This window comes from Streptomyces sp. NPDC058877 (assembly GCF_042742855.1).
GTDB lineage: Bacteria > Actinomycetota > Actinomycetes > Streptomycetales > Streptomycetaceae > Streptomyces.
In genome coordinates, this window is the sequence record NZ_JBHYMF010000006.1 from 42,254 (window position 1) to 68,321 (window position 26,068).

Here is a 26,068-nt window from a genome sequence, read left to right on the forward strand (position 1 = left end):
GTCTCCTCCAGAACTTCGCGGACGGTGGCGTCGTGGGCCCCCGACTTCGCCGCGGTCGCCGGTAGGCACGTGGCTGGCCCGGAAGGTCGTGCCGGATCAGCCCCACGCTCCAGCCGTACGGCGGCTCCATGCCCTGACCCACCACGACGACCCGATCCGCCGACCACTCTGCCTCGATCACCGCGAGCGTCCGCGTGTCGAAGGCCCGTCAGCCGCCCAGGATCTCGTCGTTCGGGTCGAAGGTGTGGTCGTCGGCCGGCAGGTCGTCGAGGATGTCGGAGCGGATCTCGCCGGTGAGTACGGAGAGGACGAGCCGGGTGCTGGGCACCGGGTGGTGCTCCCACTCCGGTCCACGGCCCGCGTTCGCCGGGACGGTCCAGTCCTCGGGGCGCACGTCCTCGCCGGTGAGCCAGTAGAGGTGGGCGCCCGTCCCCTCGATGTACGCGAGGGGGAGCAGCCCCGCGCCGTCGTCCTCCAGCTGCCGGGGACGGGGCTCGGGACCGATCTCCCACAGCCGCTCCAGCACCTCGGCGCGCTCCACCTTCATGGCCAGGAGGCCGTGGTCGGGGTCGGCGCAGTCGGGCTCCAGGATCCAGATCGTCTCGTCGAAGACGCCCCCGCCGTAGGTGTCGACGAGGTTCTTGAAGTCCTCCGGCAGGGTGCGGCCCGGGCGGGCCTCGACCTCGGGCCGGTCCCGCGGCCGGCGCTCTGCCGGCGGCGGGACGATGCGGGTGAGCCGTTCCACGTCGGGGTGCATCGGGGCGTTTCCGGAAGAGCGTCCAGGTTCGTCTTCACGCACCGATCAACGGGCGCCCTTCGCCGTGGTCGTGACCAGTACGAACGCCGTACCCACTCACCTGGGACGTCGCCCGGGGCGGGTGCGGACCGCCAGGTAGCCCGTCAGGCCGCCCAGCGCGACGCACAGCGGCGAGTAGAGCGCGAGGTCCCAGCGCTGGAACTCGGCGGGGACGTCCCGCAGGTCGAAGCCGGACACCAGCAGGCCGCCCAGTCCGCGGGCGGTCAGCACGCCGGAGACCGTCCACAGGCCCGTCCGCACCAGTCGCGAGGGAGCGAGACGGTGCGTCGGCCGGGCGGCCGTGACCACGAGCCACGCGCCCGCGCCGAGCAGTCCGGCGACCACCAGCGTCCCCTGGGCCGAGGGCAGCCGGCTCTCCTCGACGCCGACCACGACGGCCGCGAACTCGGCGCGGCTGGCCAGCGGCCAGGGGGAGAAGGTCCACACCGCGTGCAAAGCGCCCGCCGCCGCCAGGCCGGCCGCCGCGACGCCGGCTGCGACGCGGGTTCCACCGCTCACGCCGGCCCCCGTGCCACTGCCCGTACCCCCGCCCGTCGAACCGAGCAGCCATTCCATGGCCTTCATGCTGCCGCCCTTCCCTACTCCACAGGTCTGCCACCGACGCTCGGGGCAGTTCCGTACAGTACTGTACGGATGTTCCGTACAGTACTGTACGGGCTATGGCGAAGGGCAAGGTCAGCAAGGACGACTGGACGATGGCGGCACTGCGGGCACTTGCCCGCGGCGGGGTCGCCGCGGTGGCGGTGGACGTACTCGCCAGGGAGCTCGGCGTCACCCGCGGCAGTTTCTACTGGCACTTCGCGAATCGGGAGGCCCTTCTTGTGGCCGCCCTCGAAACCTGGGAGCGGCACGGTACGGCAGAGGTCATCGCGACCGTCCGGGAGGAAACCGACCCCTTGGCACGGGCCCGGACCCTGTTCGCCGAGGCACTGGGGGACGAGGAGATCGCCGGGCTGGAGCCGGCGCTCGCCGCGCAGACCGGACATCCCGCCGTTGCCGAGGTCGTCGCGCGCGTCACCCGGGCCCGGCTCGCGTTCCTCGAAGAGGTGTGCGCCGGCCTCGGCTTCGGGCCGGGGGACGCACGCCACCGGGCCCTCGCCGCGTACGCCGCCTACCTGGGCTGGCTCGAGCTCCGCAGGGCGGCGCCGGAGTCCGCCCCCGAAGCGCAGTTCCAGGATCCCGGCTCGACTGCGGCCCTCGACCACCTGGTCGACATGATCCTCGCGCCGATCGGTACCGACGCCACACCGGAATGAAGGCCATCGGCCTCGTGCAGGTCCTTGCGCCGCTTGCCCTGCCCGAAGCCGTCGGCGACGCCCGGCCGGGCGTCCGCTCATGAGCATGGCCGTGGACCACAGCACCATCGCCTCGTGCGGAACGGCCGGGATCTCGTCGTCGCACACCAGGCAGTGTGAGCACATCGGCCGGCTCAGCGTGTGCTCCACCACCCGTCTGCGCGGCAGGACCACGAACCCGGTCGTGTCGTCCGGGCGTTCGACGGTGGGGCCGAACCTCCCGGCGGCCCCGTCGACGGGCCGGCCCGCGTAGCTTCGGTCCACCCGCACCAGCCGGACCGAGAAGTGCCACCTGCGCAGCTGCTCCGGCAGCGGGACGGTGGCGTCGCGGTCCCGCACGCTCGCTGCGGCCACGAGTGCCACCAGGACCAGGCCGAGGCAGTCGACCGTCAGGTGTTGATCGCGCCCGCCTTCTTCCCACCCTCCCACCCCGACGTCGAGCACGGGGCGTTCACCGCTGCCCGCATCGACTCGGCTGCGAGTCCACGATCAGGGCCGTTCGGCGTGGGCACGATGTGGCGCGAAGGAAAGTCCAAGTGCTGCTGCGATCCATCCCTAGGCGCCGGGACGCGCACGCGAGCAGCCTGGATGCCGCCATCCAGCAAGCGCGCTCGTTGCTGCACGCCCTTCCCCCGCCTCCTGGGAGTTTCCTCCCCTCATGCACAAGGGAGCACTCATGACCGACCGGGTTCACCTCCCGCCGGTCGAGTACGTCATGCGTTCCGTCCACCAACACGGGCCTCACCTCGAACTGCCGTGACACGCCCCGAGCACGACCGCCGTCCCCGAGGACGCCGGACCGCCCAAGGAGCCGTCGTCCCCTCTCGGTTCCTGCGATCAAGGAGAACCATGCCCATCCCTCGAAGCAGACTGACCGGGGCGCTCGTCGCCGCCGCGCTGGTCGTCACCGCCGGGAGCGCGGTGGCGACGACCACGGCGTCCGCGGCACCGACCGCCGCCACCTACACCGTCACCGTCGGGGCCAAGGGCTCGTGGACGCACCCCGACGACACGCCCGCGGGCACGTACATCGACAAGGACGGCACGTTCTACTTCCAGCAGGCCCATGCACTGTACGGCGCCAGCGATCCCCGGAAGTGGACCTTCTACACCGGAACGAACTTCGACACCGCCACCAGGTCCGGCACCATCAGCGACGCGGTGAACCCGGCCAACTCCAACGACCGCAACAACGACACCACCTGGCGCTGCAACAACAGCCCCACGGGCATGGAGGCCACCCAGGCGCCCTCCACCGCTTCCTACGCCCACCGCAACTACTGCGACCTCGCCGGTGTCTGGGTCGACCCGGACACCGGCGACTGGTACGGACTCGTGCACAACGAGTTCACCCCGCAGCCCTTCGGCGACGGCATCCACTACGACGGCATCGACTACGCGGTCTCCAAGGACCAGGGGCGAACGTGGACCATCAGGGACCACGTCATCACCTCGCACTACAGCACCGACCGCGGCGACGCCACCGCCTTCCCCCAGCAGACGTACCACTACGGCAATGGTGACCAGCGCCTGTACGTCGATACGGCGTCCGGCTACTTCTACGCCTTCTACGGCTCCCGGATCGTCAACAAGGGCGGTGGCTGGGCCGCGTTCTACGGACACGTCGCCCGCGCTCCGATCTCCTCGAAGATGGCGCCGGGCTCCTGGCGGAAGTGGTACGGCGGGGCCTGGTCCGAGCCGGGTGTCGGAGGGCGCGAGAGCACCATGGTTCCGGTCGGCTCCGGCAGCACGACGGGTTACACAGCGCCGTCGGAGGAGTACGACCCGGCCAACAGCGGCACCGTGAGCCAGCAGGTGGCCGCCGGCCTGATGCCCCCGACCTCCCCGTTGTTCGTCATGGACATCACGTACAACGCCCATCTCGGTCTGTACATCGGCCAGCCCCAGGCCGTCGACCAGAGCGGAAAAGCCTCCCAGGAGATCTACGCCACCGACAACCTGGCCACCCAGAAGTGGTTCCGCCTCGGTGACACCGGCAGCTACAAGAACGCGTCCTGGTACCGCTGGTTCCTGGACGGCGAGAACAAGACCAGCTCCGGGATCGTCGGCAAGGACTTCCGCACGTACTGCTCCTTCGGATGCTCCAACGGCACCAGCAGCGAGTACGTCAACCTGACGATCAGTACCACCGCGCCCGCGGCGCCCGTCGACACCACCAGGGCGTACCGCATCGCAAGCGCCGCCGACCGCGTCCTGTCCCAGGTCCCGGACAGTTCGGCCACCACCTCGCTCGCCGCCGCCACCGGATCCGGTCTGGAATCTTGGGTCTTCACCCCGAACGGCGACGGCTCGTACCGCATCGCGAACGCGGCGTCGGGCCAGCTCCTCGGTGTGAGCACCGCCTCCACCACCACCCGGGCCTGGGGTACGCAGCCCACCGTCACCGCCGCCGGGAACGGCGGTCCCACCGTCGGGCAGCAGTGGTTCGTCATTCCCGGCACCTCGCCCGTCGACGGCGCCGCCACCGGTGCGTACAGGATCGTCAACCGTTACAGCGGCCTCGTCATCGGCCTCTCCGCCGACTCCGGCCGCCTCGCCGAGACCACGCCCACCCGTAGTTGGAACAACACCACGGGCAATGCCGTCGGTGGCACCCGGACCGCCGCGGAGCAGGTCCTGACACTGACCCCGACCGCCCAAGTCCCCGAGACGGTCACGATCGACGGTCCTGGCAACCTGACGACCACTCTGAACAAGCCCGTCTCCCTTCAGCTGACGGCCACCGATTCCGCCGGAAAGCCGCTGACCTTCACGGCCACCGGCCTCCCCGCCGGTCTGGGCATGACCACCGGCGGACTGATCACCGGCACCCCCACCACGCCGGGCACGTCCACCGTCACCGTCACCGCGTCCTCCGGCAGCGCCTCCGGCACGGCCACGTTCAGCTGGACGGTCACGGCCTCCCTCGACGGAGTCCGCACCCTCGTTGCCGCCGGCAAGGCGCTCGACGACCCCGACCACAGCACCACCGCCGGTACCCAACTCATCACCTGGGTGCCGACCGGCGGCCTCAACCAGAAGTGGCGCTTCACCCAGCAGCCCGACGGAACCTACGAACTCAAGAACGTGGAGTCCGGGTTGTGCGCGGACGTCGAGGGCGGCTCCACCCGCACGGGTGCGAAGATCATCCAGTGGACCTGCACGAAGGGTTCCAACCAGCGCTGGAGCGCCGTCCGCCAGGCCGACGGAAGCCATACGGTCGTTTCCGCGGCGAGCGGGCTTCTGCTGACGACCTCGTCCTCCAATGACGGGGGCCGCATCACCCAGCAGCCCGACACCGGATCGATGCTGCAGCGGTGGACCATCAACTGACGCCCCGCGATCGTGGCCGGCCTGTCGGAGACCGTGCGTGGCGACGCAGGGGCCCGGCAGGCCATCGCGGGCCGCGGACGAGCACACCGGCTTCGTTCCCCCCGTTGCCTAACGGACGACCGAGCCGGTGGATCGCTGAGGCAGCGTGACGAGCCCCATCTCATAGGCGGTGATGACGAGCTGGACGCGGTCCCGGGCACCCAGTTTGGTGAGCAGCCGTGACACGTGCGACTTGGCGGTGGCCACGGTGATGAAGAGGTCCTCTGCGATCTCGGTGTTCGACCGGCCCCGTCCGACCAGGGTCAGCACTTCCCGTTCCCGTTCGGTGATGCCTTCGACCGGCTGTGGGGAGCGTTCCGGTACAGCCGCGGGGCGCCCGATGAAGTCGGCGATCAGACGGCGCGTCACACCCGGGGCGATCAGAGCGTCGCCGGCAGCGACCACGCGGACCGCCGCGAGGATGTCGTCCAGCGCCATGTCTTTGACCACGAAGCCGCTCGCACCGGCCCGGAGCGCGCCGTAGACGTGGTCGTCCTCGTCGAAGGTGGTCAGGATCAGGACGCGCGTGGTCGCCGGGCCGGCTGTGATCAGGCGGGTGGCCTCGATGCCGTCCATGCCGGGCATCCGGATGTCCATCACCACGACGTCGGGACTCACGTCCCTGACCAGTCGGATGGCCTCGGCACCGGTGGCGGCTTCACCGACGACTTCCAGGTCGGGGTGGTCGGCCATGAGTACACGCAGCCCGGACCGAACCAGCGGCTGGTCGTCGGCGAGCAGGATCCGGACGGTCATCGGGCCTCCACCGGGACTTCGACGGGTGCGGGCAGCGGCAGCTGGGCCGTCACCCGGAAGCCGCCCTCGGGGCGCGGTCCGGCGCTGAGGCGGCCGTGCAGCAGGTCGACCCGCTCCCGCATCCCGATGATGCCGAAGCCGTGGGGCGAGCCGTTCTCGGTGGCGCCGCGCCCGCCGTCGACGACCTCCACGGACAGTTCTTCGGCTCCGTAGTCGATGGCCACTCGGCAACGCCCGGTGTCTGCGTGGCGCACCACGTTGGTCAGTGCCTCCTGCACGATGCGGTAGGCGGACAGGTCGATGTCGGCCGGCAGGGGCCGCTGCTCTCCGCTGCGCTGCACGTCGACGCGTACCCCCGCGTCCGCGGTCGCTGCCGCCAGCCGCTCGACGTCCGCCAGCCCCGGCGAGGGTGCGAGCGGTGACCGTTCCGGGGCGGTCGCGCCCCGGTCGGCCTGACGGAGCGAGACCAACGTGCGCCGAAGGCCCGACAGGGTCTCTCTGCTGGTGGCCTCGATGGCGTGCAGGGCTTCGTGAGCCTGTGCCGGCTGGGTCTGGATGACTCGGCTGCCCACACCGGCCTGGATGGCGATGATGCCGATGCTGTGCGCGACCATGTCGTGCAGCTCTCGTGCGATGCGCAGCCGTTCGGCGGTCACGGCCTCGGCCACCTCCTGTGCGCGTAGCGCCAGGGCGTGCTCGCGGCGTTCGCGGCTCAGCAGACCGGCCATGCAGGATGCGGCCATCGCCAGGAGGGCGATCACCCCGTTGACGGTCAGGTTGTCCCCGTGCGCGAAGCCCCCGATCACTAGGAGTTGCACGACGAAGCAGACGGCCACGGCGACGATCGAAGCGCGCCGCGTGCAGGTGGCGACGATGAAGCCCAGTACGAGGTCCACCGCCAGATACGACAGGAACTGGCCCTGATACGACGCCGTCAGGCGCTCATGAACGGAGCTCGGAGTGGCCACCACCACGGCGGTGGATCCGAAGAGTGCCATGGCCAGAGCCAACTGCGGCTTCCGTCGCACCACGCCGACGAGCAGGCTCACGGCCAGTAGCGACCCGACAGCGTGGACCGTGCCCGACGCCCGCGTCGCGCCCCCCACCAGCAGACCCACCATGAGGAGGTAGGAGGCACCCCCCGCCCAGGCCACGGCCTTCGTTCTCGTCATCGGCGGTGTGCCACCTCGGGGGCAAGGCCTCGACGCGCAACGCGCGCAGGCAACGGAGTGATCGTTACGGGGTTCACGCTGCGAGACTAGCCGGCCACCACCCGCGCGGCATCGGCCCGGGGACGTACGCCCACGGGCCAATGCGGCCGCACGATTGCCGCCCACGGCCCCATGCCAGGGCGGGGCCCTCTCGACAGTGTGGGCGTCGTGATCGAAGTGAACGAACTCACCAAGCGCTACGGCAGCGAGACGGCCGTCGACCAACTGTCCTTCACCGTGCGGCCGGGCCGGGTCACCGGATTCCTCGGCCCCAACGGAGCCGGCAAGTCCACCACCCTGCGGATGATCCTCGGCCTGGACGCGCCCACTGCCGGCAGCGCCACCGTCAGCGGCGTCCCTTTCCGCCGCCACCCGCGCGGACTGCGGCACGTCGGCGCCCTCCTCGACGCCGGACAGGTCCACGGCGGACGCAGCGCCGCCGCCCACCTGTCCGCCCTGGCCCGCAGCAACGGCATCTCGCGACGCCGGGTGGACGAGGTGCTCCAGGAAGTGGGGCTGACCGAGGTGGCGACCCGCCGCATCGGCGGCTTCTCCCTCGGCATGAAGCAGCGCCTCGGCATCGCCACCGCCCTGCTGGGCGACCCGCCCGTGCTCGTGTTCGACGAGCCGATCAACGGCATGGACCCGGAGGGCGTGCTCTGGGTACGCCGGCTCTTCCGGCGCCTGGCCGCCGAGGGGCGCACGGTCTTTCTCTCCAGCCACCTGATGTCGGAGATGGAGAACACGGCGGACCAGTTGGTCGTCATCGGCCGGGGCCGCCTCATCGCCGCCGAGCCGCTACGGGACTTCGCGGCCCGTAGCACCCGTAGCAGCGTCGTGGTCGGGACACCGCAGGCCGCCGAGCTGGCAGCCGTGCTGACCGCGGCGGGCGCCTCGGTCGAGCCGGAGGGCTCAACAGGCGCCGAGAAGCTCGCCGTGACCGGGCTCCCGGCGGACCGGATCGGAGCGCTCGCCTTCGAGAACCGCATCCGAGTGGACGAGCTGACCACGCGCACCGCCTCACTGGAGGCGGCCTTCATGGAACTCACCGCCGACAGCGTCGAATACCTGGCAGGACAGCCCCGATGACCACACTCGTCTCCGTCTCCCCGACCACCCCCGTCGCCGCGGCGACCGCCCGCTTCCGCGACCTGCTCGCCTCCGAGTGGATCAAGCTGCGGTCCCTGCGCTCCACCCCGTGGACAATCGCGCTCACCGTCCTGTTCGTCATCGGGTCCACCGCCGTGGCCACGCTGACGGACAAGGCCGCCCGCTCCGGCCCCGCTCGTTTCCTGCCCTACGACGCCTACCCGGCGGCCGGCTACTGGACGCTGATGCTCGTTGCCAGCAGCATGGGCGCCCTCACCGTCGTGAGCGAATACAGCAGCGGTCTCATCCAGACCACCACCGTGGCCGTCCCCGCCCGCGGCTCGGTCGTGCTGGCAAAGGCGGCCGTCACCACCGCACTGTGGACCGCGGTCGGCACGGTCGCCTCCACCGGTTCCTTCCTGGTCTCCCAGGCCATCCTGGACGGGCACCATGCCGGCGTTCCGATCACCCACCCCGGGGTGTTTCGGGCGATGGTGGCATCCGCGTTGCTGGCTCCGGTCTGTGCCCTGGTCGGTCTGGGCCTCGGCGTTCTGCTCCGGCATGCCGCCGGGACCATGGTCACCGGCGTCTTCACCCTGCTGATGCTGCCCACCATGTTCTCGGAGAGCAACCGCTGGTCGGCGGACGTCAAACACGCCCTGGTGTCGGCCGCCTGGACTCGCCTGGTCCGACCCTGGGAGCCGGACCCCGGATCCCTGGGCTACACCGCCACCGTGCTCGGCTCCTGGACCGTGTACACGCTCTGGCCGCTGATCACGGTCGCACTCGCGGTGCTCGTCGTGCGGCGCCGCGACGTGTGAGCGTGCCCCAGGACACGACGAGCATCACACCCCGGAGGCACGATCCGGAGGCGAGGCCCGGGGGCTCGTCGCAATCTTGACGGCCTCTCAGCACGGAACAGTGCTGGTCGTGGTCGACCAGCCGGCCTCCATCAGAGCCCTGCCGCTCGCGGTCGCCCGGGACGAGGGCTGTGCGGTCGCCTACCTGCCGGGCCTGACGAAGCGGCGGATCGCCGACCTCTACCCCGGCGAGGTCAAGACCGATGGGGGAGGCGCGCTCATCATCGCGGAGCCGCCCGCGCGATGCCGCACACACAAGCGCATCCACGGGGGTTGCCTCACACTCCAGGAAACCCGCCCGTGCCACCGGCAAGGCCAGACCCCCGCGGCGTGACGACACCGTGTCCAAGGTCACGGGGACACTCCACGCCACCCCTCCTCTCAAAGGCGAACAGTCGCGCACATGGCCCCTGTGTGCCGGGATGCTACTCAGTGTCGCCACGACGTGCAATGTGGTGATGAAAATTTTCATATTGAACTTCAATTTTTTATCGCAAGCATGCGACTTGAAGCGGATTCGATCATGCCGTTGAGGGGGAGCGGCCTTGTCGTGGCCGCCTGCCGTGCGCGTGTCGCCCCGTCGTATGAGGTCGCTGACCTGCGAACGTGCGGTGTCGCCTGGGTCTGGCGTCAGCGGGGTCGGCGTGCCCGGAGTGAGATGCGCTGCCTGGGGGTTCGGCTCATGGGTGACTGGGTCCGCTGTGGTCGAGTCGAGCGCGGCTATTGACAGCATCCTCGGCGAAGTACTCAATAGGCGACACAGTTCAACGTCTTCCAACATGACGTGGCGATGAAAGGACGTCACCCGCACTGCCCGTCGCGTTGGGCGGCGCCGGCAAGCCCACCCGAGCGACCCACCGCCGCGCACTCGGGTGCCTTCTCCCTCGGAGATGCTCCCGGCCGTGCTTCGCCACCGACGTGATCACGGGCGACTTCATGCCGCGCCCACGCCGGCAGGGCCGTAACCGCTCTGCTCCGTCCGGATCCGTGGCCCCCGGCGTCGTGATCGGCGACATGTACACGCTGGTCGTCCGGGTGGCCGACGGGCTGCCAGGAGCGCTCTGGAGCGGCGCACTTCGCGCCTCGCCGGATGAACGGTCGGGTTCGACCGCGCCCAAGGCGCGGAAACCCCCACACGAAAGGAATCGACCGCACATGCGCCGCATTGCTTGTGCACTGTCCGCCGTGCTGACATCGGTTGCCGCCGGTGTCGCCCTTCCCCCCGCGCCCGCGGTGGCGGTAGGAGCGGCGGATCCGTACGTGATCGAAGTCGAGAGGATGGCGCTGACCAACTTCACGACATCCACCGTCAACCACACCTGGAACGGTGCGACGGTCGACGACGTCACCTATGCCCAGGGCGTGTCGGGTCAGACGAGCACCGCCAGGACGACCTTCGCCGGCTCCGACGGAACCTACGACCTCATCACGCGCTACAACGGCGGGACCGCGGACGGAGTGACGTACGAGCTCTCCGTGAACTCCGTCCCCGTGGATTCATGGGCGACGCTCCGGAGATGGGGCAGGGACTACACCGATCCGATGAACATCGACACCCGTACGTCGAGCAAGGTCACGCTCAAGTCCGGTGACACGATCGAGCTGGTGGCCACGTCCGCCGGCGAGGTGCCGCGTGTCGACAGGATCACGGTCCAGGAACACGTGGGGGCACCGACCAGCACCCTGACCATCGATTCGCCGAACGCCACGCTGAACGACGGCTTCAACTGGGGCAAGAACCGTGCCCTGGCGATGGCGTTCTACCCGGGCAACCCGATGATGGGGCACGAACCCGAGTGGTGGCGCTTGAAGAACTCCGCGCACCCCACGGTCGAGCCCGGCTACTGGGGCGCGTACACCAACCGGGAGTCCTACTACAACCGGGACGTCTCCCACCAGTCGGACGGCGCGCACGCGCTCGGCCTCGACGCCGAGACCTTCCACATGATGAGGACCTTCGCCGGCGACGCCGACGATCCGGGGCAGAAGGGCTGGCCGCTGTGGGCGCACAGCTCCCACGGCGCCATGTACTACGTCGACGGCACCGGATTCCGTGAACTGCCCTCTCCGTTCAACGTGATGGCGAAGGCGTACAAGCAGTACCAGTGGACGGGCAACTCGGATTGGATCAATGACCCGACCCTGTCCGCGTACTACGACTCGACCATGGGCCCGTTCCTGACCGACCACGAGGTGACGTGGAACGACGCGAACCCGGCCGATGAACAGCCGGTGGCGAAGAAGCAGCCGGGGGAGTACTCGGCGACGTTCTTCGAGTTCGCGAACGAGAACCTCGTCTCCGCCGCCGACTCGCTCGGGTACCAGTACCAGTCGATGCTGGCGTACGCGGAGGTCCTGAAGGCGAGGGGCGACGGCAGCGGCAGCGCGAAGTGGGCCGATCGCGCCCGGCGGGTGCGCGACCACTTCGAGGCGAAGTGGTGGGACGCCCCGAACGACCGGTACATCCGCGGCAAGGACGCCGACGGCAAGGGCTACAGCAGCTGGGGCCACGAGGCCAGCTTCCTGATGATGCTGACGGGCCTGGGCGACCACGGCCCCAGGACCAGTGGCTACCTGGACTTCATCGCAGCCAACGACGACGACCTCAACGTCGAGGCGACCTCCTACCTGCCGGAGATGTACTACCAGTACAACCGGTCCGCCGAGGGCTGGGCATGGCTCAAGAAGCTCATGACCGGCAAGAACAACTACCCGGAGATCTCGTTCCTGGCGGTCGGCAACACCATCGACGGCATGATGGGAGTGCAGCCGGACGCTCCGCACGACAGGGTGGCCACCGTCTCGCGGCTCACGTCCGAGACGCCGTGGGTGGAAATCGACCATCTTGCGGTCGGCGACAACGACCTGAAGCTCAAGCACGTCGGCACGACGAGCTCCACGCTGACCAACAACTCCGGCGGCACCGTCGATTGGGAGGCCCAGTTCTACGGAACCCACGCCACGATCAAGGTGAACGGCACCGAGCAGCCGGCACGGACCAAGCGGTTGTACGGTCAGACGGTGTCCTACGTGACCGTACCGCTGGCCAGTGGCGCGTCCGTGACCGCGACCGCCGGGACTTCGGGAGGGGACGTCACGGCCCCGACCGCGCCGACCGGTCTGACGGCGAGCAACGTGACGACGAACAGCGTGGACCTCGACTGGACGGCGTCGACCGACGACGTCGGAGTGACCGGCTACAACATCTACCGAGGTGGCACGCTCGTCGGCACGTCGACGGGCACCGCCTTCACCGCGACCGGACTGTCTCCGTCGACGTCGTACACGTTCACGGTGAAGGCGGTCGACGCCGCCCAGAACTACTCCCCGGCCAGTGACGGCGTTGCCGTTGCCACGGTCAGCGGCGGCCCGACGGTCGATCTGAGCGATCTCACCTGGGTCGCCGCCCGGAGCGACTTCGGCACCGTTCAGAAGGACCGGAGTGTGGGGTTGAACCCCCTCAGGTTGAACGGGGTCACGTACGCCAAGGGTGTGGGTACGCATGCCGACAGCACGATCACCTATGCCTTGAACGGTGCGTATGCGCGGTTCCGTTCGGATGTGGGGGTCGATGACGAGGTCGGTGCGAATGCGACGGTCAGGTTCGAGGTGTGGGGTGATGGGGTCAAGCTGTACGAGAGTGCGGCGCCGATGACGCCGTCGAGCGCGACCCAGTCGGTCGACGTCAGTGTCGCCGGTGTGAACTCGTTGGTGCTGAAGGTGACGGACGCGGGTGACGGCATCAACAGTGACCACGCCGACTGGGCCGGGGCCACACTCGTCGGGAACGCCCCGGAGCCGACGCCCCTCAGCGGCCTGGACTGGACGGGCACTCCCACGATCGGGTGGGGCACCGTTCAGAAGGACCGGAGTGTGGGGTTGAACCCCCTCAGGTTGAACGGGGTCACGTACGCCAAGGGTGTGGGTACGCATGCCGACAGCACGATCACCTATGCCTTGAACGGTGCGTATGCGCGGTTCCGTTCGGATGTGGGGGTCGATGACGAGGTCGGTGCGAATGCGACGGTCAGGTTCGAGGTGTGGGGTGATGGGGTCAAGCTGTACGAGAGTGCGGCGCCGATGACGCCGTCGAGCGCGACCCAGTCGGTCGACGTCAGTGTCGCCGGTGTGAACTCGTTGGTGCTGAAGGTGACGGACGCGGGTGACGGCATCAACAGTGACCACGCCGACTGGGCCGGGGCCACATTGGTGAGGTAGTGCCGATGCCCGAGCCGGCGGGGAACCCAGGGGCGACCCGCCGGCTCGGGCATTGCGCCCCGGTGGGGGCCGCTCGTGGGTCTTTCCCGGCCCGATGGTGCCACCGTCTTCGGGCCGTGCCGTTCTCGCCCTCGGCGTGTGCCGGTTGCGGCCGGAGGAAGGCTCCGCCACCGTTCGATCCGGATGCTCGTCCCGCCCCATGGGAGTGTCGTGAACACGACGGACCGCACCACCGCACCGCCTCCGTTGAAGCTGGCCGACGGCCGTCCCGCCGCCGCTGCCTGGTCGCTCGATCCCTCGGTCAAGCACCTGAACCACGGGTCGTTCGGGGCGGTGCCGCTCCCGGCCCAGGAAGAGCAGCACCGGCTCCGCCAGTGCATGGAGGCCTCACCCGTGAAGTGGTTTCCCGCCCTGCCCCGGAAGGTGGCAGCCGCACGGAACGCCGCCGCCCGCTTCTTACGGGTGGCGGCGGACGACCTCGCCCTCGTGCCCAATGCCAGCGCCGGCGCGAGCGTCGTCTACGCCGGCGTCCCCGAGCGAACCGGCGGCGAGGTCGTGGTGACCGATCACGGCTACGGCGCCGTGACCATGGGAGCCGAGCGCATGGCCCGGCGCTGGGGCGGTCTGGTCCGCACGGCGCGCGTGCCGCTCGACGCCGACGCCGACACGGCGTACGCGTGCGTCATCGGCGCGCTGGGCGAGAAGACCGGCCTCATCGTCCTCGACCACATCACCTCGGCAACAGCGCGCTGGATGCCGGCGGCACGCATCGCCGCCGAAGCGCGCCGGCGGGGCATCCCGGTCCTCGTGGACGGGGCGCATGTGCCCGGACTGGTCGACGACCCCCTCACCGACATCCCGTGCGACTTCTGGGTCGGCAACCTCCACAAGTTCGGCTGCGCTCCGCGGGGCACCGCGGTGCTCGTCGCGCGCACCGGACTGCGCGATCGCCTGCACCCGCTGATTGACTCGTGGGGTGCTCCCGAGCCCTTCCCCGACCGGTTCGACACCCAAGGGACCGTGGACGCCACCAGCTACCTCGCCGCGCCCGCGGCCCTCGGCTTCATCGAGGACACCTGGGGGTGGGAGAAGGCCCGCACCTATATGCGTGAGCTGGCCGACCATGCGGAGCGGATCGTCGCCGAGGCGTTCTCGGACCTGACCGGGCAGGACTGTCGCGTGGACGTGGGCATGCCCGTCGGCGCGATGCGGCTGGTGCGGCTCCCCGCACCGTTGGCCGCGACCCGCGCAGAGGCCGACGCGCTCCGTGACCGGGTCGGGCGGGAGTTGGGCGTCGCCGCCGCCTTCACCAGCTTCGGAGGCGTCGGCTATCTGCGCCTTTCGACGCACGTGTACAACACGGCGGCCGATTTCGAGTACTTCGCCGAGCGCTGCGTTCCCGTGCTCGGGGCATGGTCCCGCGAGCGGTGATCTGGTGGCGGTGCGGGACCCGGCATCGCCGGATCCCGCACCGTCGGTCACGGCCGTGCGAACCCCGTACGCGGGGGCAGCCTCCCGTGCCTCAGCTGACCTCGACGGTCACCGTCCGGCCCGGCTGCACGGCGATGTCGGCGTAGGTGTACGTCGTCCCGTTGACGACCGTGGTCCTGATCGGCCAGGTCGTACCGTCGACCGTGACCGACGAGCGTTGACCGGGGAACCGGGCCTCCCAGGTGTACGGGGCGGAACCGTGGTTGGTGAGGGTCGACTTCGTGGAACCGTCATGACGCAGTGCGAAGGTCTGGCCGCCGATCTCCAGTTGGTCGATCTTCAGCCAGTCCATGCCCGCAGGCAGTCGGGACTGCGTGGTGATCCGCCGGTTGGGGGCGTCGGGTGCGAGGCCCATCAGCCCCTTCACCGTCTGGTCGACCAGGGTGTACGAGACCTCCGGGTAGTCGCCGTTGGGTCCCTGCCGGGACACCGGGTGCTGGACGTCGCGCTGGTCGTAGACGTAGTTCATCCACTTCCACGCGGTGTCGTTGCGGTTGTGGGCGAAGAAGGTGTCGGGCAGGTACGAGATCGCCTCGATGTTGGTCGGCTTGCCGCTTCCGCTCGCCTGCTGGTCGACGTAGTCGAGGTAGGCGTCGTTGCGTGCTCCGGGGGAGATGAGCTGCTTCATGGGCATGAACCAGCTGTTCTCCTTGCCCCAGCCGGTGAGCGCCTGGCCGTCCACGGTGTAGCCCCTGACCATGGCGCCACCGGAACCGGTGCCGCTCCAGGTCGTGTTGAAGTACTCCTTGAGATCGGCGGCCTTCTTGGCGGAGTCGGCGGCCAGCGTGTTGTCGCCCTTGCTCTCCGCGAGGGCGGCCATGGCCAGGTACGCCTTGTACTGGGAGGCGATGGCGTCGCCCGACTCGGCGAGGTGCTCCTCGCCGACTTCGTTGTAGCTCGCGGCGCCGGCGAAGATCCCGTCGCCCGTGCCTTCGGCGACGCCATTGGGCTTCCGGGAGTCGTGGAGCGCGATGAACTCCTCGGTGGTGTGCTGGTAGAAGTCCCACAGGACGGGGTCGTTCAGATATGCGGGGTCGCCGCTCCAGCGGTAGGCCTCATTGGCCTTCTCCACCAGCTCGAAGGGGGCGGGGACCTCGCGTACGTAGCTGTGGGGATTGCGGTAGTCGATCGACAGGTAGGTCTCGTCGTCGAAGTTGACGGCCCACACGGGGAAGTACTTGTGCTTGGCCGTGGACGAGGCGGCGAACGCCCGCAGCATGTTCTTGTTCTCGTCGTGCAGGCCGAGCACGGCCGCACCGCCGAGCTGGTGGACCATGTCGCGCGAGTAGAAGGCGCTGCGGTGGGCGTAGCCCGCCCAGTAGGACGGCCCGTAAACAGCGGTGCCGGAGCCCGAGGGGTAGCGCTCGTCGACGTTGAGGGGGCCGACGGTGCCCGGCAGCTGGACCCAGCTGTTGGCCTTGCGCTTGGCCCAGTCGAACATCTCGACGACCTTCGGGTCGGAGGAGGTCACGACCGGGTCTGCGGGGGCGGCCGGCGAGATCATGACGTCGTCGGCGTTGACCCAGCCGTCCCCGGACTCGAAGGCCGCCTCGAGCCGGTCGCCCGCCCTCAGTTCCACCCTGCTGACCGTGTAGCGGGCATAGGTGGGGCGGTTCGGCAGGGCGACCGCGCCGACGACGGCGCCGTTGACCCGGACGACGAACGTCGCTCCGGGACCGCCGGTGGCGATCCAGGCGGAGAAGTCGTACGTGCCCGGACCGTCGGCCGTGACCGTCTGTGAGACCTTCCTGCCCGCTCCCGCATCCAGGTAGATCAGCTTGGTGCCGCCATGCGGGATGTTGGAGGCGACGCCTGTGCCCGGGGTGAAGGTCCAGCCGGTCGGTCCCTGTTCGAAACCGGGGTTCGCGAGGGTCAGCAGTGGCTGGCCCGCCGCGACGACCTGGCCGCCCAGCGCCAGCGGGGTGAGCAGGGTCATGGCAGCGACGAGGGCCAGGCGTGCGGGGCGAGTGCGTCTCATGGGCTCTCCGGTCTGGTCGGCGGTGCGGGTGGCCGGACGCTAACAGCGCGCTTTCCCGCCCTGCAACACTCCTGCACGATTCTCTTGCTAGATGCAGCAGTAAACTTTCAATGAAGTCTTGCAAGTCTGAATGGCCGATTGTTAACGTCGCCTCTCGTCAGCCGGGCGCTCTCGCCGGCTTGGCTCTTCGATCCGCGAGACAAGGGGCTGTGTCATGGGCATGAACCGTCGCAATGTTCTGCGGGCAAGCGGCGTACTCGCCGCCGGCGTTGGACTGGGAGGCCTCACTGCCTGTTCTGGCACGGGGGCCACGGGCAAGGGAGGCGGTGCGGCCGGCGACGCCAAGAAGGGTGACATCACGGTCTGGAGCTGGGCGGGCCCCGCCGCCGAGATGAAGGCGCTCGTGCCGGCCTTCAACAAGCAGTATCCGGACATCAAGGTCACCGTCCAGGACATAGGCAACCCGGCCATCTGGGACAAGATCACCACGGGGCTCGCGGCCGGCGGAGCCGGACTCGCCGACGTGCTCCACATCGGGGTCGACTACCTGCCGGGCTACGTCGAGAAGTTCCCCAACGGCCTCGCCGACCTGAGCAAGCTCGGCGCGGACAAGTACGAGGACGCCTTCGCCAAGGGCCTGTGGCAGACCGTCTCGTCCAAGGACGGCCGGGTGAACGCCCTTCCCTGGGAGGCCAACTCCGCCGGTTTCTACTACCGGACCGACGTCTTCGAGGACGCGGACGTCGACGTCGACGCCATCGACACCTGGGACGACGCCATCGAGGCCGGCCGACAGATCAAGGCCAAGACCGGGAAGTACCTCCTCGGCATCGACAAGCCCGCCTCGCAGGCCGACTCCGCGAACTTCTTCCAGATGCTGCTGCAACTGCAGGGTGCCTTCTACTTCAACCTGGACGGCGAGATCATGCTTGACTCGCCCGAGGCCGTCAAGGCGATGACGATCATCAAGCGGATGAACGACGCCGGTCTCGTGAGCGACCTGGCCGGTGGATGGAACGCGCTGATCAGCTCCATCAAGAAGGGCACCGCAGCCGTACTGCCCTGGCCCACGTGGTTCGGCGGCATCATCGAGGAAACCGTCCCCGACGAGGCCGGCAGATGGGGGGTGCGCCTGCCCCCGGCCGTCCGTCGCGGCGGCTTGACGAGCGCCACCGTCAACTCGACCCACCTCGCCGTGTCCGGCACCAGCAAGCAGCAGGCCGCCGCTTGGAGTTTCGCCGAGTTCGTCCTCACCCGCCCTGAGAACCAGGTGAAGATCTACAAGGAGAAGGGCATCGCCCCCGCCCTGATGAAGTCCTACGGCGACCCGGTCTTCCACGCCGGGTCGACGTTCTTCAGCGGACAGAAGAAGGGCGAGGTCTTCCTCGACGCGCTGAAGGCGGACTCGCCGGCGTTCAACTACACCGCCGACTACGCCCGCGCGCTCAAGGCCACCACCGACGCCCAGACGAAGGTGCTCCTCAACGGCGCCGACCCTGCCAAGGCACTGCGCGAAGCCGCCGATCAGCTCGCCCAGCAGACCGGTCGCAAGAAGGCGTGATGACCGCCCTCACCTCACCGACCCGCACGAAGCCGCCGATGGGCGCGCCCGGGAGGACGCGCCCACCACGGTTCACCGCCCGGCGCCTGGCCCCGTACGCCTTCGTCCTGCCGGCGCTGCTGCTCTTCGCCGTGTTCAAGGTCTACCCGATCGGCCGCTCCTTCGTCCTCAGCCTCTACAAGACGGTCGGTGGCGTCGACACCTTCGTCGGCGTCGACAACTACGCCAGACTGCTCGGCGACCCACTGTTCTGGACCGCGCTGCGGAACACCGCCGTGATCCTTGCCGTCCAGGTGCCGGTGATGCTGGCGCTGGCCACCGGACTGGCCGTCGCCTTCGGCTCCACACTGCTGCGCGGACGCGCCGTGTTCCGGCTCGGGTTCTTCCTGCCGATGGTCACCGGCCTGGTGGCGTACGGCCTCATCTTCTCGGTCCTGCTCAACGAGAAGTACGGGCTGGTGAACTGGCTGCTGGGACTGGTGGGAATCGGCGAGGTGCCCTGGCTCGTCGATCCGCTGTGGGCGAAGATCTCCCTGGGACTGGCCCTCACCTGGCACTACACCGGCTACAACGCAGTGATCCTCCTCGCGCGGCTGCAGTCCATCCCCACGGAGCTGTACGACGCGGCCTCCGTCGACGGCGCAGGCGGGTGGAAGTCCTTCCTGCACGTGACGCTTCCGGGACTGCGACCGGCGATCCTGCTCACCACGGTGCTGTCCACCATCGGCACCCTGCAGATCTTCGACGAGCCCTACGTCCTCACCCGCGGCGGACCGGACAATGCCACCCTCACCATCGGCGTGTACCTCTACCAGAACGCCTTCGTGTACTTCGACTTCGGCTACGCCTCGGCCATCGCCTACGCCCTCGCCGTACTGATCGGCGTCCTCGGGCTGATCCAGTTCCGCGTCCTGGGAGACGGGAAATGACCACCGACACCACCGGAGCCGGCAGAGCCACGGGCCGCGGCAGACGCCCACGACGCAGCCACGGCAGCAGCATCATGCTGACCTCAGGCCTGGCGATCGCTCTCGCCGTCGTCCTCGTCCCTTTCTACTGGTTCGTCATCGCCAGCACCCACAGTTCCCAGGAGATCTTCGGCTCCCCGCCACCACTGCTCCCCGGCGGGCACCTCGCGAAGAACCTCTCCACCCTGCAGGAGACGGCGTCCTTCGGCCGTGTCGTGCTGAACTCGCTGGGCATCGCCGCCCTCTACACGCTGTGCGCGGGAACGGTGTGCACACTGGCCGGCTACGCCTTCGCCAAGTACCGGTTCAAGGGACGCGATCCGCTGTTCGGTCTGCTGATGCTGGGCCTCGTCATCCCGGCCCAGGTCACCCTGGTGCCGCTGTTCAAGCTGATGGCCGAGCTGGAGTGGCTCAACACCTACCAAGCCGTGATCATGCCCAACCTCGCCCTGCCCTTCGGAATCTTCCTGATGCGACAGTCCATGGCGGTGCTCCCCGACGAGCTCCTCGACTCGGGCCGCATGGACGGCTGCGGGGAACTCCGACTCTTCGTCGAGGTCGTGCTTCCGCCCATGAAACCGGCGCTGGCCGCTCTGGGCATCTTCCTCTTCCTCTACCAGTGGAACGACTTCGTCTGGCCCCTGATCGTGCTGCGCGACGGAGCGTCCTACACCATCCCGGTGGCACTCGCCTCCCTGCAAGGAGTGGACGACACCGACTACGGCGCCATCCTCACCGGGACGGCTGTCGCCGCGATCCCCATGGCCATCGTCTTCCTGGCCCTGCAACGCCACTTCGTCTCCGGCCTGCTCGCCGGAGCCGTCAAGGAGTAACGTGAGCGCTCTGACCCACGAGGCCGTCACCACCGCCGAACTCGCGCCGGCGGCGTACGAGCCGCTGCTCGACACCGTCGAGATGGCGGTCCTCTCTCCCGGAACCGAACCGACATGGACGCTGTCCGAGCTCCCGGACGGCCTGCGGGTGCTGCGCGTGGACGCCGGCGACGCACCCGTCGAGATCAGGCTGTCCCTCCCCCTGGGGGACGCCACCGGCTACTGGCACCCCAAGGCCGGCTGGTCGCGCACCATCGTTGCCGACTGGGCGGGGCGATCCACCGTCAGCCTCGTCGACGGATTCGCCACGGGATGCCTGTACGACCACTCCGGGGCGACCATGCTCACCTTCGCGGCCACCGACCCGGCACCCGAGGTCCGGCTCCGCTTCGGGGTGTCCGAGGAGAACGACACCTACGTCGTGCACCTCGAACTGCCCGCGGCCCCGGACCCGCACCGCATCCTGTTCGTGCCGCGCCGCCCCTCGGTCGCCTCGGCGCTCGGCGCCCTGCGGGACTGGTTCACGGCCGAGACACGGGCCATGCCCGTCCCGGAAGCAGCCCGACTGCCCGTCTACTCCACCTGGTACGCCTTCAACCAGCAGGTGGACGCTGCCTCCGTCGAGCGGCAGGCCGACCTGGCCGTCGACGTGGGCTGTGGAGTGCTCATACTCGACGACGGCTGGCAGCGGTTGGGCAGCGGTCGCGGCTACGCCGGCTGCGGTGACTGGGAGCCCGACCCGTCCAAGTTCCCCGACTTCACCGGGCACGTGGACCGCGTGCGCCGTACCGGCCTCCGCTACATGGCCTGGATCGCCCCGCTGCTGCTCGGCCCCGAGGCGGACTGCTACGACCGATGGGCACCGTGCGCACCGATGGCGGCGACGGTGCCCGGGGCGTACGTCCTCGACCCGCGCCGACCGGAGGTGCGGGCCCACGCGGTGGACACGTGCGTGGCTCTCGTCCGCGACCACGGGCTCGACGGGCTCAAGATCGACTTCCTTGATGAGGCCATGGTCTACGCCGGCGACGGCGGCGACATCGGGCAGGCCCTGACCCTGTTGCTCACCGAACTGCGGTCCGCGCTGGAAGCGGAGCGCACCGACCTCCTGATCGAGCTTCGACAGCCGTACGTCGGTCCGGGCATGGTGCCGTTCGGCAACATGCTCCGGTCGTTCGACTGCCCGGGCGACGCCGCCGCCAATCGGGTGCGCACGATCGACACCGCCTTGCTCGCCGTGGGCGGGGCCGTACACTCCGACCCTCTGCTGTGGAACGCGGAAGCCCCCGTGGAAGCTGCGGCGCGGCAGCTCATCGGGGCCTTGCACGCGGTACCGCAAGTCTCCGTCCGGCTCGACGGGCTGCCGCACGACCACGTCGAGGCGCTGCGCTTCTGGCTGGCGCAATGGCGACGGCTCCGTCCGCAGCTCCTCGACGGAACCGTCCGGCCCGGGCGTCCCGACGACCTGTACACCCTGGTGCGGGCCGAGGCGGCCGGAGTGAGCGTGCTGGCCGTGCACGGCGAGCGCACGGTGCGGGTCCGGCCCGCGGAGTTCAGGGAAACGGTTCTGGTCAACGCCTCGGACGCGGACCGTCTCGTGCTGGACGTCGTGGGCGCCGCCGCACACGTGGAAATCGTGATCCATGCATGTGACGGCCGTATGATCGAGCGGAGTCGGACAACCCTCCACCCAGGCCTGCAGAGCCTTTCCGTTCCGCGGATGGGGCTGGCACTGGTCAGGAACATCGGATGAACCTCATGTCGAAAGGGGACCAGTGAAGGTCGGCATCGTCGACATCGCGGCTCGCGCGGGAGTGAGTGAGGCGACGGTCAGCCGGGTGATCAACCGGCGGCAGGGGGTGGCGAAGAGGACGCGGGACGCGGTCGAGAGCGCCATGGCCGAGCTCGGTTACGAACGACCGGTGCAGGGCCAGCTGGTCGCCGTCGTCACCGAACGCGTCTCGAATCCGTTCTTCGCAGACGTCGCCGAGCGCATCGAGTCCTCGCTCGCCCCGCACGGGTTGAAGACCGTGCTCTGCCCTGCGTTTCCCGGAGGAGTGCAGGAGCCCGAGTTCATCACGTCCATCGTCGACAAGGGCATCGCGGCCGTGGTCTTCCTCTCCGCGTCCAACACGCTGGAGGGCGCCGACACCGATACGTACGAACTGCTTCGTGCCCGCCGCATTCCCTACATCGGCGTCAACGGCGAGTTCGCCGACGGGGTGCCCGCCCCCGTCTTCTCCACGGACGACACGCTCGCTGCGGAGCTGGCCGTCGACCATCTGTACCGCCTCGGCCATCGCCGGATCGGCATGGCCTCGGGGCCGATGGGCAACCATCCCGCCGAGCGGCGGGTGCACGGCTTCGTGGACGCGATGAGCAGGCGCGGTGTCGAGGACGCCGAACAATGGGTGATCCGCCAGTCGTACACGGTGGAGGGCGGCCAGGCCGCTGGCGCTTCCCTGGTGGGCCTCGGCGCCACCGCTGTCGTGGCGGCGAGCGACTACATGGCCCTCGGTGCGATTCGCGGCATCCGCCGCCAGGGGCACTCCGTGCCCGGTGACGTCTCGGTCGTCGGTTATGACGGGACGATGATCACCGAGTTCCTCGACCCGCCCCTGACGACGGTGCGGCAGCCCACGGACCGCCTGGCGCTGGAGGTCGGACGGAGCATCCTGGAGCTCGTCAGCAACCGGGACGTACCGACCGGAGAGCTCCTCTTCGATCCGGAACTGGTGATCCGGGCTTCGACCGGTCCGGCCCCGGGGGCGTAAGCCCTCGTGAAGGCTCCCCCTCGGTTCGTGGACGCCTGAAGCTCGGGATCCTGGAGTTCCGGAGGAAGTGGCGCCGGGCGGGAAGCAGGTACGACGAGGCGGTCCACCGAGGAGTTCATGCGGGACGCGATCGCGCTCGTCGACTCCTCCGGCAGGACGGTCGCCGTAGTGGCCCGGGAACCCGGCGTCAGCCCGGAATCCCCGCGCGGCCGGCACCGCAAGGCCGAGGCCGACCGGGGCGAGGGCCGAAGCGGCGAGTTAGCCGGGCCTTCCGGCCCGTCGCCGTCCGCGGCGCCTTCTTGCGGGTGTCGGCCGGGTGTCGGTGGGCCCGGTTGACCATGGAGTCGACGGAGGCGGTCCACCCCATCCGGGCCTTCCGGCCCGTCGCGGGCTTGGGCGTGTTCCAGCAGCTTCGCCCGGGTCCCGTTCGCTTCCCGGCGGACGAACCCGCTCGTAGACGGTCCGCCAGGGCCCGTACCGCTCGGGCAGATCGCGCCGCGGAGCTCTGGTCCGCAGCCGCCACCGCACCCGTCACAACCGTCGGTGTTCACGCCACGGACGGCCCGTCCAACCACCCGCGGCACCTAAGCCGGCGCCCAGGAAGCCGATGACCAAGATCTGCGACAGTCGGTACGACGGCGCTGCCGTCGCACGGGGCGCACCCGGGTGGGTCGGCCGCCGGGGCGGGAACCAGACGGGTCCTCACCGAGTCATGACATGCATGGCACAGAAGGGGCAACACCGTGGGTGAGGAGTCGACGTGGGGAGAACTTCTTCTGGGGTTGGTTCTCATCATGGGCATCCCCGTGGTCATCATCGGAGGGGCGATCTTCTCCCTCGTGGGACTGGTGCTGTGGGTGACTGCGCCGGAGCGTCGCTGGAGGTCCTGATGTGACGGCGCAGGCAGAGGCTTCCGCCGCCGTCGTCGGTATCCTCGTCCTCTCCTGAAACGAGCTGGCGCCACTTCGGATCGGCTTGAGCCCGAGCCAGGGCCAGCTCAGGGGGTGCTGCTTCCGGCCGGAGCATCGAGGCCCTCTTCCGTTTCTGCACCGCGTTCCCGGACGGGGGCCGGGAACAGGCCGACCACTTCGTCGAGCAGTCGACGGGGGAGCGGGACCGCATCCACCGAGGCGGGACCCCCGCTGGTGGACCGAGCTCGGACGGGAAACGCACCGCGAACAGGCCGGGGTGGACCGCGAACGGGTTGGAACGGCGGGGCAGGAGTGGGATGCGGCTGGGACCGACCGGGGTCCCGGCGCAAGCCGAATGCCGCTGTGCACGAGGCCGTCGAGAGACGCCTGACGAGTAGGGGCCCAGGTCAGGTGTCTCTCTTCGTGTGCCTAGAAGAAGCTCGGGTTCTTCTGAGCTTCTTCGGCGAAGCGGTTGACGACGTGGCCGGGCGGATTCGACGACGGCGCCATGAACGGCCGTCCGGCGACGCCGTCCGCTGCACCCGCTCCGCCTGCGGGCCGCGGCGGAGCGCGGTACGGTCCGTGGCCGGCGCCGCCGGGCCGCGCCAGTGGGCTCAGCAGGCCCCGAGGTCCTCCCAGACTCCCCATTCGCCGGTGGTGCCGGGCTCTTCGTTGGTGGTCCACCACTTGGCGCGCCAGTCGTGGTCCGCGTAGGAGACCTTGTCGCCGCCGACGTAGATGCTCTCGGGGTTCCAGGCCGGCACGGTGCAGGTGCCCGGGTCGCCGCCGTCGTCCCCGCCGTCGTCGGTGCCGCCGACGTTGACGTCGATGCAGGCGTAGAACGCGTTGCCGGTGTCCGCGATGTTCCAGACGGCCAGGACCTTCTGTCGGCCGGTGAAGTTGCCGAAGTCGACTTGGTGGCTGAGCTCGGCGGGCGGCTGCGCGCCGTGGCCGTCGAACTCCGCGATCTTCTGGTTGCCGATGAAGTACTGCCAGTTGTCGGTGGCGTGCCGGGCGGTGAAGTGCCAGGTGAACGGCTGCGAGGTGGCCACCGGCGTGACGTGCCATGCCTTGCTGTCGTCATCGAGTTCGGCGAACTGCGCGTTGCCGCCACTGCAACTGTGCAGCCCCTTCGGTCCTTCGACGCTCTGAGGCTCGTACTTGATCTCGCCGCAGTCGAGCATGCCCGACGCGCACTGCTCCTGCCGGCTGCCGGGCGAGGTCACCCAGCCGTGGGCGTTGGCCGTTCCCGCGGGGAGGCTGACGGCGAGCAGCGGAGCGACCAGGGCTCCGATGGCGACGGCCACCCATCTTTTCATGTGCATGCCAATCCTCTTCCTCGGTGTGCCCACTCCCGCGCCCGCACCGCCCGACACCCCGGGCGCGACGCGCGACGCGCCCCTTCGATCGGAACCGCTCATCGTCAACGACTGTGGGCGTAGGTCTGGACCTGAAGGGTTATTGGTCCAGACCATACTCGCGGGGCGGGGGCGGTCAAGGGGGTGGACACGATAACTGTCAAAGGGGAAAGGTCAGTTGGTCCGCGTTGCGGCACGGCATGCGGATCGGGTAGCCGCCGACCTCGCCGTATCCCCGGCCCGAGCCCGACACTGGCCGGGAGCACGGCCCACCTCCAGAACCCCGGAACTCCGGAGCCGGGGGGTGCGTCCGAGGTGCCGTGTCACGGCAACGGTCCGTCGGCCCCATGTGCGAGGGTCAGTTGCCGGGTCACTGTCGCCCCCATTGAGGAGCCCGCGTGCAGCAGGCCCCGCTCTGAGCGGGGCGTGACGGCCCGCTTGGGCAACGCGTCCCGCCCCAAGCCCTGTTGGCTGGTCACTCCCTTCCCCAATGCGTCGAAGACGCGGCGTGCCCAGAGGTGCGGCACCGCCACCTCGTGACCCGTGGCGCGCAGCCGCTCGGCACCCGCGCGCACG

The 26,068-nt window shown here is 69.4% G+C and carries 17 protein-coding genes and 2 pseudogenes; 12 read left to right on the plus strand and 7 right to left on the minus strand.

Annotated elements, in window-relative coordinates:
- Positions 1-208 precede the first annotated feature (208 nt).
- Both ACFW2Y_RS02865 and ACFW2Y_RS02870 read right to left on the minus strand, forming a co-directional pair.
- The gene (locus ACFW2Y_RS02865) at positions 209-757 is read right to left on the minus strand and encodes an SMI1/KNR4 family protein (RefSeq protein ID WP_384872547.1); all 549 of its coding nucleotides are present in this window, start codon (positions 755-757) and stop codon (positions 209-211) included.
- A gap of 96 nt (positions 758-853) precedes the next feature.
- Positions 854-1,381: a DUF3995 domain-containing protein gene (locus tag ACFW2Y_RS02870; RefSeq protein WP_384872550.1), complete on the minus strand. Its 528-nt coding sequence runs from the start codon at positions 1,379-1,381 to the stop codon at positions 854-856.
- A gap of 95 nt (positions 1,382-1,476) precedes the next feature.
- Between ACFW2Y_RS02870 and ACFW2Y_RS02875 the strand changes: the two genes are divergently transcribed.
- Together ACFW2Y_RS02875 and ACFW2Y_RS02880 are read left to right on the plus strand one after the other, a co-directional pair.
- A complete protein-coding gene (locus ACFW2Y_RS02875) occupies positions 1,477-2,073 on the plus strand; it encodes a TetR/AcrR family transcriptional regulator (protein WP_384872552.1) in 597 nt (198 codons plus the stop codon).
- A gap of 888 nt (positions 2,074-2,961) precedes the next feature.
- Positions 2,962-5,445, plus strand: a complete 2,484-nt coding sequence (locus ACFW2Y_RS02880) for an RICIN domain-containing protein (protein ID WP_384872554.1) — start codon at positions 2,962-2,964, stop codon at positions 5,443-5,445.
- A gap of 108 nt (positions 5,446-5,553) precedes the next feature.
- Here ACFW2Y_RS02880 and ACFW2Y_RS02885 read toward each other — a convergent pair whose 3' ends face one another.
- Entirely contained in the window at positions 5,554-6,240 is a 687-nt protein-coding gene (locus ACFW2Y_RS02885) for a response regulator (protein ID WP_384872556.1), read from the minus strand.
- Positions 6,237-7,412: a sensor histidine kinase gene (locus tag ACFW2Y_RS02890; RefSeq protein ID WP_384872559.1), complete on the minus strand. Its 1,176-nt coding sequence runs from the start codon at positions 7,410-7,412 to the stop codon at positions 6,237-6,239. The genes ACFW2Y_RS02885 and ACFW2Y_RS02890 overlap by 4 nt, the downstream gene beginning before the upstream one ends.
- A 207-nt stretch (positions 7,413-7,619) precedes the next feature.
- Here ACFW2Y_RS02890 and ACFW2Y_RS02895 point away from each other — a divergent pair, with 207 nt between their 5' ends.
- From ACFW2Y_RS02895 to ACFW2Y_RS02915, 5 genes and pseudogenes are all read left to right on the plus strand, one after another.
- Complete coding sequence (locus tag ACFW2Y_RS02895) at positions 7,620-8,540, plus strand: ATP-binding cassette domain-containing protein (RefSeq protein ID WP_384872562.1); 921 nt, start codon at positions 7,620-7,622, stop codon at positions 8,538-8,540.
- Complete coding sequence (locus ACFW2Y_RS02900; protein ID WP_384872565.1) at positions 8,537-9,361, plus strand: ABC transporter permease; 825 nt, start codon at positions 8,537-8,539, stop codon at positions 9,359-9,361. The genes ACFW2Y_RS02895 and ACFW2Y_RS02900 overlap by 4 nt, the downstream gene beginning before the upstream one ends.
- Positions 9,362-9,452: 91 nt before the next feature.
- Positions 9,453-9,655 (plus strand): annotated as a pseudogene (locus ACFW2Y_RS02905) (transposase); the annotation flags it as partial.
- Positions 9,656-10,555: 900 nt separating this feature from the next.
- Entirely contained in the window at positions 10,556-13,618 is a 3,063-nt protein-coding gene (locus ACFW2Y_RS02910; protein ID WP_384872568.1) for an NPCBM/NEW2 domain-containing protein, read from the plus strand.
- A 210-nt stretch (positions 13,619-13,828) separates the two neighbouring features.
- Complete coding sequence (locus ACFW2Y_RS02915; protein ID WP_384872570.1) at positions 13,829-15,049, plus strand: aminotransferase class V-fold PLP-dependent enzyme; 1,221 nt, start codon at positions 13,829-13,831, stop codon at positions 15,047-15,049.
- 91 nt (positions 15,050-15,140) lie between these two features.
- Here the strand turns inward: ACFW2Y_RS02915 and ACFW2Y_RS02920 are convergent, their stop codons facing one another.
- Positions 15,141-17,087 (minus strand): hypothetical protein, encoded by a 1,947-nt coding sequence (locus ACFW2Y_RS02920; RefSeq protein ID WP_384872573.1) that lies wholly within the window; start codon positions 17,085-17,087, stop codon positions 15,141-15,143.
- A gap of 214 nt (positions 17,088-17,301) precedes the next feature.
- On the opposite strand from ACFW2Y_RS02920, the gene ACFW2Y_RS02925 reads away from it, so the two are divergent.
- The 5 genes from ACFW2Y_RS02925 to ACFW2Y_RS02945 are packed head-to-tail and all read left to right on the plus strand — an operon-like array spanning position 17,302 to position 23,223.
- Positions 17,302-18,648 carry an ABC transporter substrate-binding protein gene (locus ACFW2Y_RS02925; protein WP_384872576.1) on the plus strand — a complete coding sequence of 449 codons (1,347 nt, stop codon included), beginning with the start codon at positions 17,302-17,304 and terminating at the stop codon, positions 18,646-18,648.
- A complete protein-coding gene (locus tag ACFW2Y_RS02930; RefSeq protein ID WP_384872579.1) occupies positions 18,648-19,577 on the plus strand; it encodes a carbohydrate ABC transporter permease in 930 nt (309 codons plus the stop codon). The genes ACFW2Y_RS02925 and ACFW2Y_RS02930 overlap by 1 nt, the downstream gene beginning before the upstream one ends.
- A complete protein-coding gene (locus ACFW2Y_RS02935; protein WP_384872581.1) occupies positions 19,574-20,449 on the plus strand; it encodes a carbohydrate ABC transporter permease in 876 nt (291 codons plus the stop codon). Before ACFW2Y_RS02930 ends, ACFW2Y_RS02935 begins: the two co-directional genes overlap by 4 nt.
- A gap of 1 nt (position 20,450) precedes the next feature.
- The gene (locus tag ACFW2Y_RS02940) at positions 20,451-22,202 is read left to right on the plus strand and encodes a glycoside hydrolase family 36 protein (RefSeq protein ID WP_384872584.1); all 1,752 of its coding nucleotides are present in this window, start codon (positions 20,451-20,453) and stop codon (positions 22,200-22,202) included.
- A 22-nt stretch (positions 22,203-22,224) separates the two neighbouring features.
- Positions 22,225-23,223, plus strand: coding sequence for a LacI family DNA-binding transcriptional regulator (locus ACFW2Y_RS02945; RefSeq protein WP_384872587.1), 999 nt, complete (start codon positions 22,225-22,227; stop codon positions 23,221-23,223).
- Between the two features lie 447 nt (positions 23,224-23,670).
- On the opposite strand, the pseudogene ACFW2Y_RS02950 reads toward ACFW2Y_RS02945, so the two are convergent.
- Both ACFW2Y_RS02950 and ACFW2Y_RS02955 read right to left on the minus strand, forming a co-directional pair.
- Positions 23,671-23,790, minus strand: a pseudogene (locus tag ACFW2Y_RS02950) (transposase); the annotation flags it as partial.
- Between the two features lie 958 nt (positions 23,791-24,748).
- On the minus strand, positions 24,749-25,459 hold the full coding sequence (locus ACFW2Y_RS02955) for a lytic polysaccharide monooxygenase (protein ID WP_384872590.1): 711 nt from the start codon (positions 25,457-25,459) through the stop codon (positions 24,749-24,751).
- Between the last annotated feature and the right edge of the window lie 609 nt (positions 25,460-26,068).

Excerpts from the sequence above, each read along its gene's own strand:
- ACFW2Y_RS02865 (WP_384872547.1), bottom strand. The coding sequence starts at position 757 with ATGCACCCCGACGTGGAACGGCTCACCCGCATCGTCCCGCCGCCGGCA.
- ACFW2Y_RS02870 (WP_384872550.1), bottom strand. The coding sequence starts at position 1,381 with ATGAAGGCCATGGAATGGCTGCTCGGTTCGACGGGCGGGGGTACGGGC.
- ACFW2Y_RS02875 (WP_384872552.1), top strand. The coding sequence starts at position 1,477 with ATGGCGAAGGGCAAGGTCAGCAAGGACGACTGGACGATGGCGGCACTG.
- ACFW2Y_RS02880 (WP_384872554.1), top strand. The coding sequence starts at position 2,962 with ATGCCCATCCCTCGAAGCAGACTGACCGGGGCGCTCGTCGCCGCCGCG.
- ACFW2Y_RS02885 (WP_384872556.1), bottom strand. The coding sequence starts at position 6,240 with ATGACCGTCCGGATCCTGCTCGCCGACGACCAGCCGCTGGTTCGGTCC.
- ACFW2Y_RS02890 (WP_384872559.1), bottom strand. The coding sequence starts at position 7,412 with ATGACGAGAACGAAGGCCGTGGCCTGGGCGGGGGGTGCCTCCTACCTC.
- ACFW2Y_RS02900 (WP_384872565.1), top strand. The coding sequence starts at position 8,537 with ATGACCACACTCGTCTCCGTCTCCCCGACCACCCCCGTCGCCGCGGCG.
- ACFW2Y_RS02910 (WP_384872568.1), top strand. The coding sequence starts at position 10,556 with ATGCGCCGCATTGCTTGTGCACTGTCCGCCGTGCTGACATCGGTTGCC.
- ACFW2Y_RS02920 (WP_384872573.1), bottom strand. The coding sequence starts at position 17,087 with ATGAGACGCACTCGCCCCGCACGCCTGGCCCTCGTCGCTGCCATGACC.
- ACFW2Y_RS02925 (WP_384872576.1), top strand. The coding sequence starts at position 17,302 with ATGGGCATGAACCGTCGCAATGTTCTGCGGGCAAGCGGCGTACTCGCC.
- ACFW2Y_RS02930 (WP_384872579.1), top strand. The coding sequence starts at position 18,648 with ATGACCGCCCTCACCTCACCGACCCGCACGAAGCCGCCGATGGGCGCG.
- ACFW2Y_RS02935 (WP_384872581.1), top strand. The coding sequence starts at position 19,574 with ATGACCACCGACACCACCGGAGCCGGCAGAGCCACGGGCCGCGGCAGA.
- ACFW2Y_RS02955 (WP_384872590.1), bottom strand. The coding sequence starts at position 25,459 with ATGCACATGAAAAGATGGGTGGCCGTCGCCATCGGAGCCCTGGTCGCT.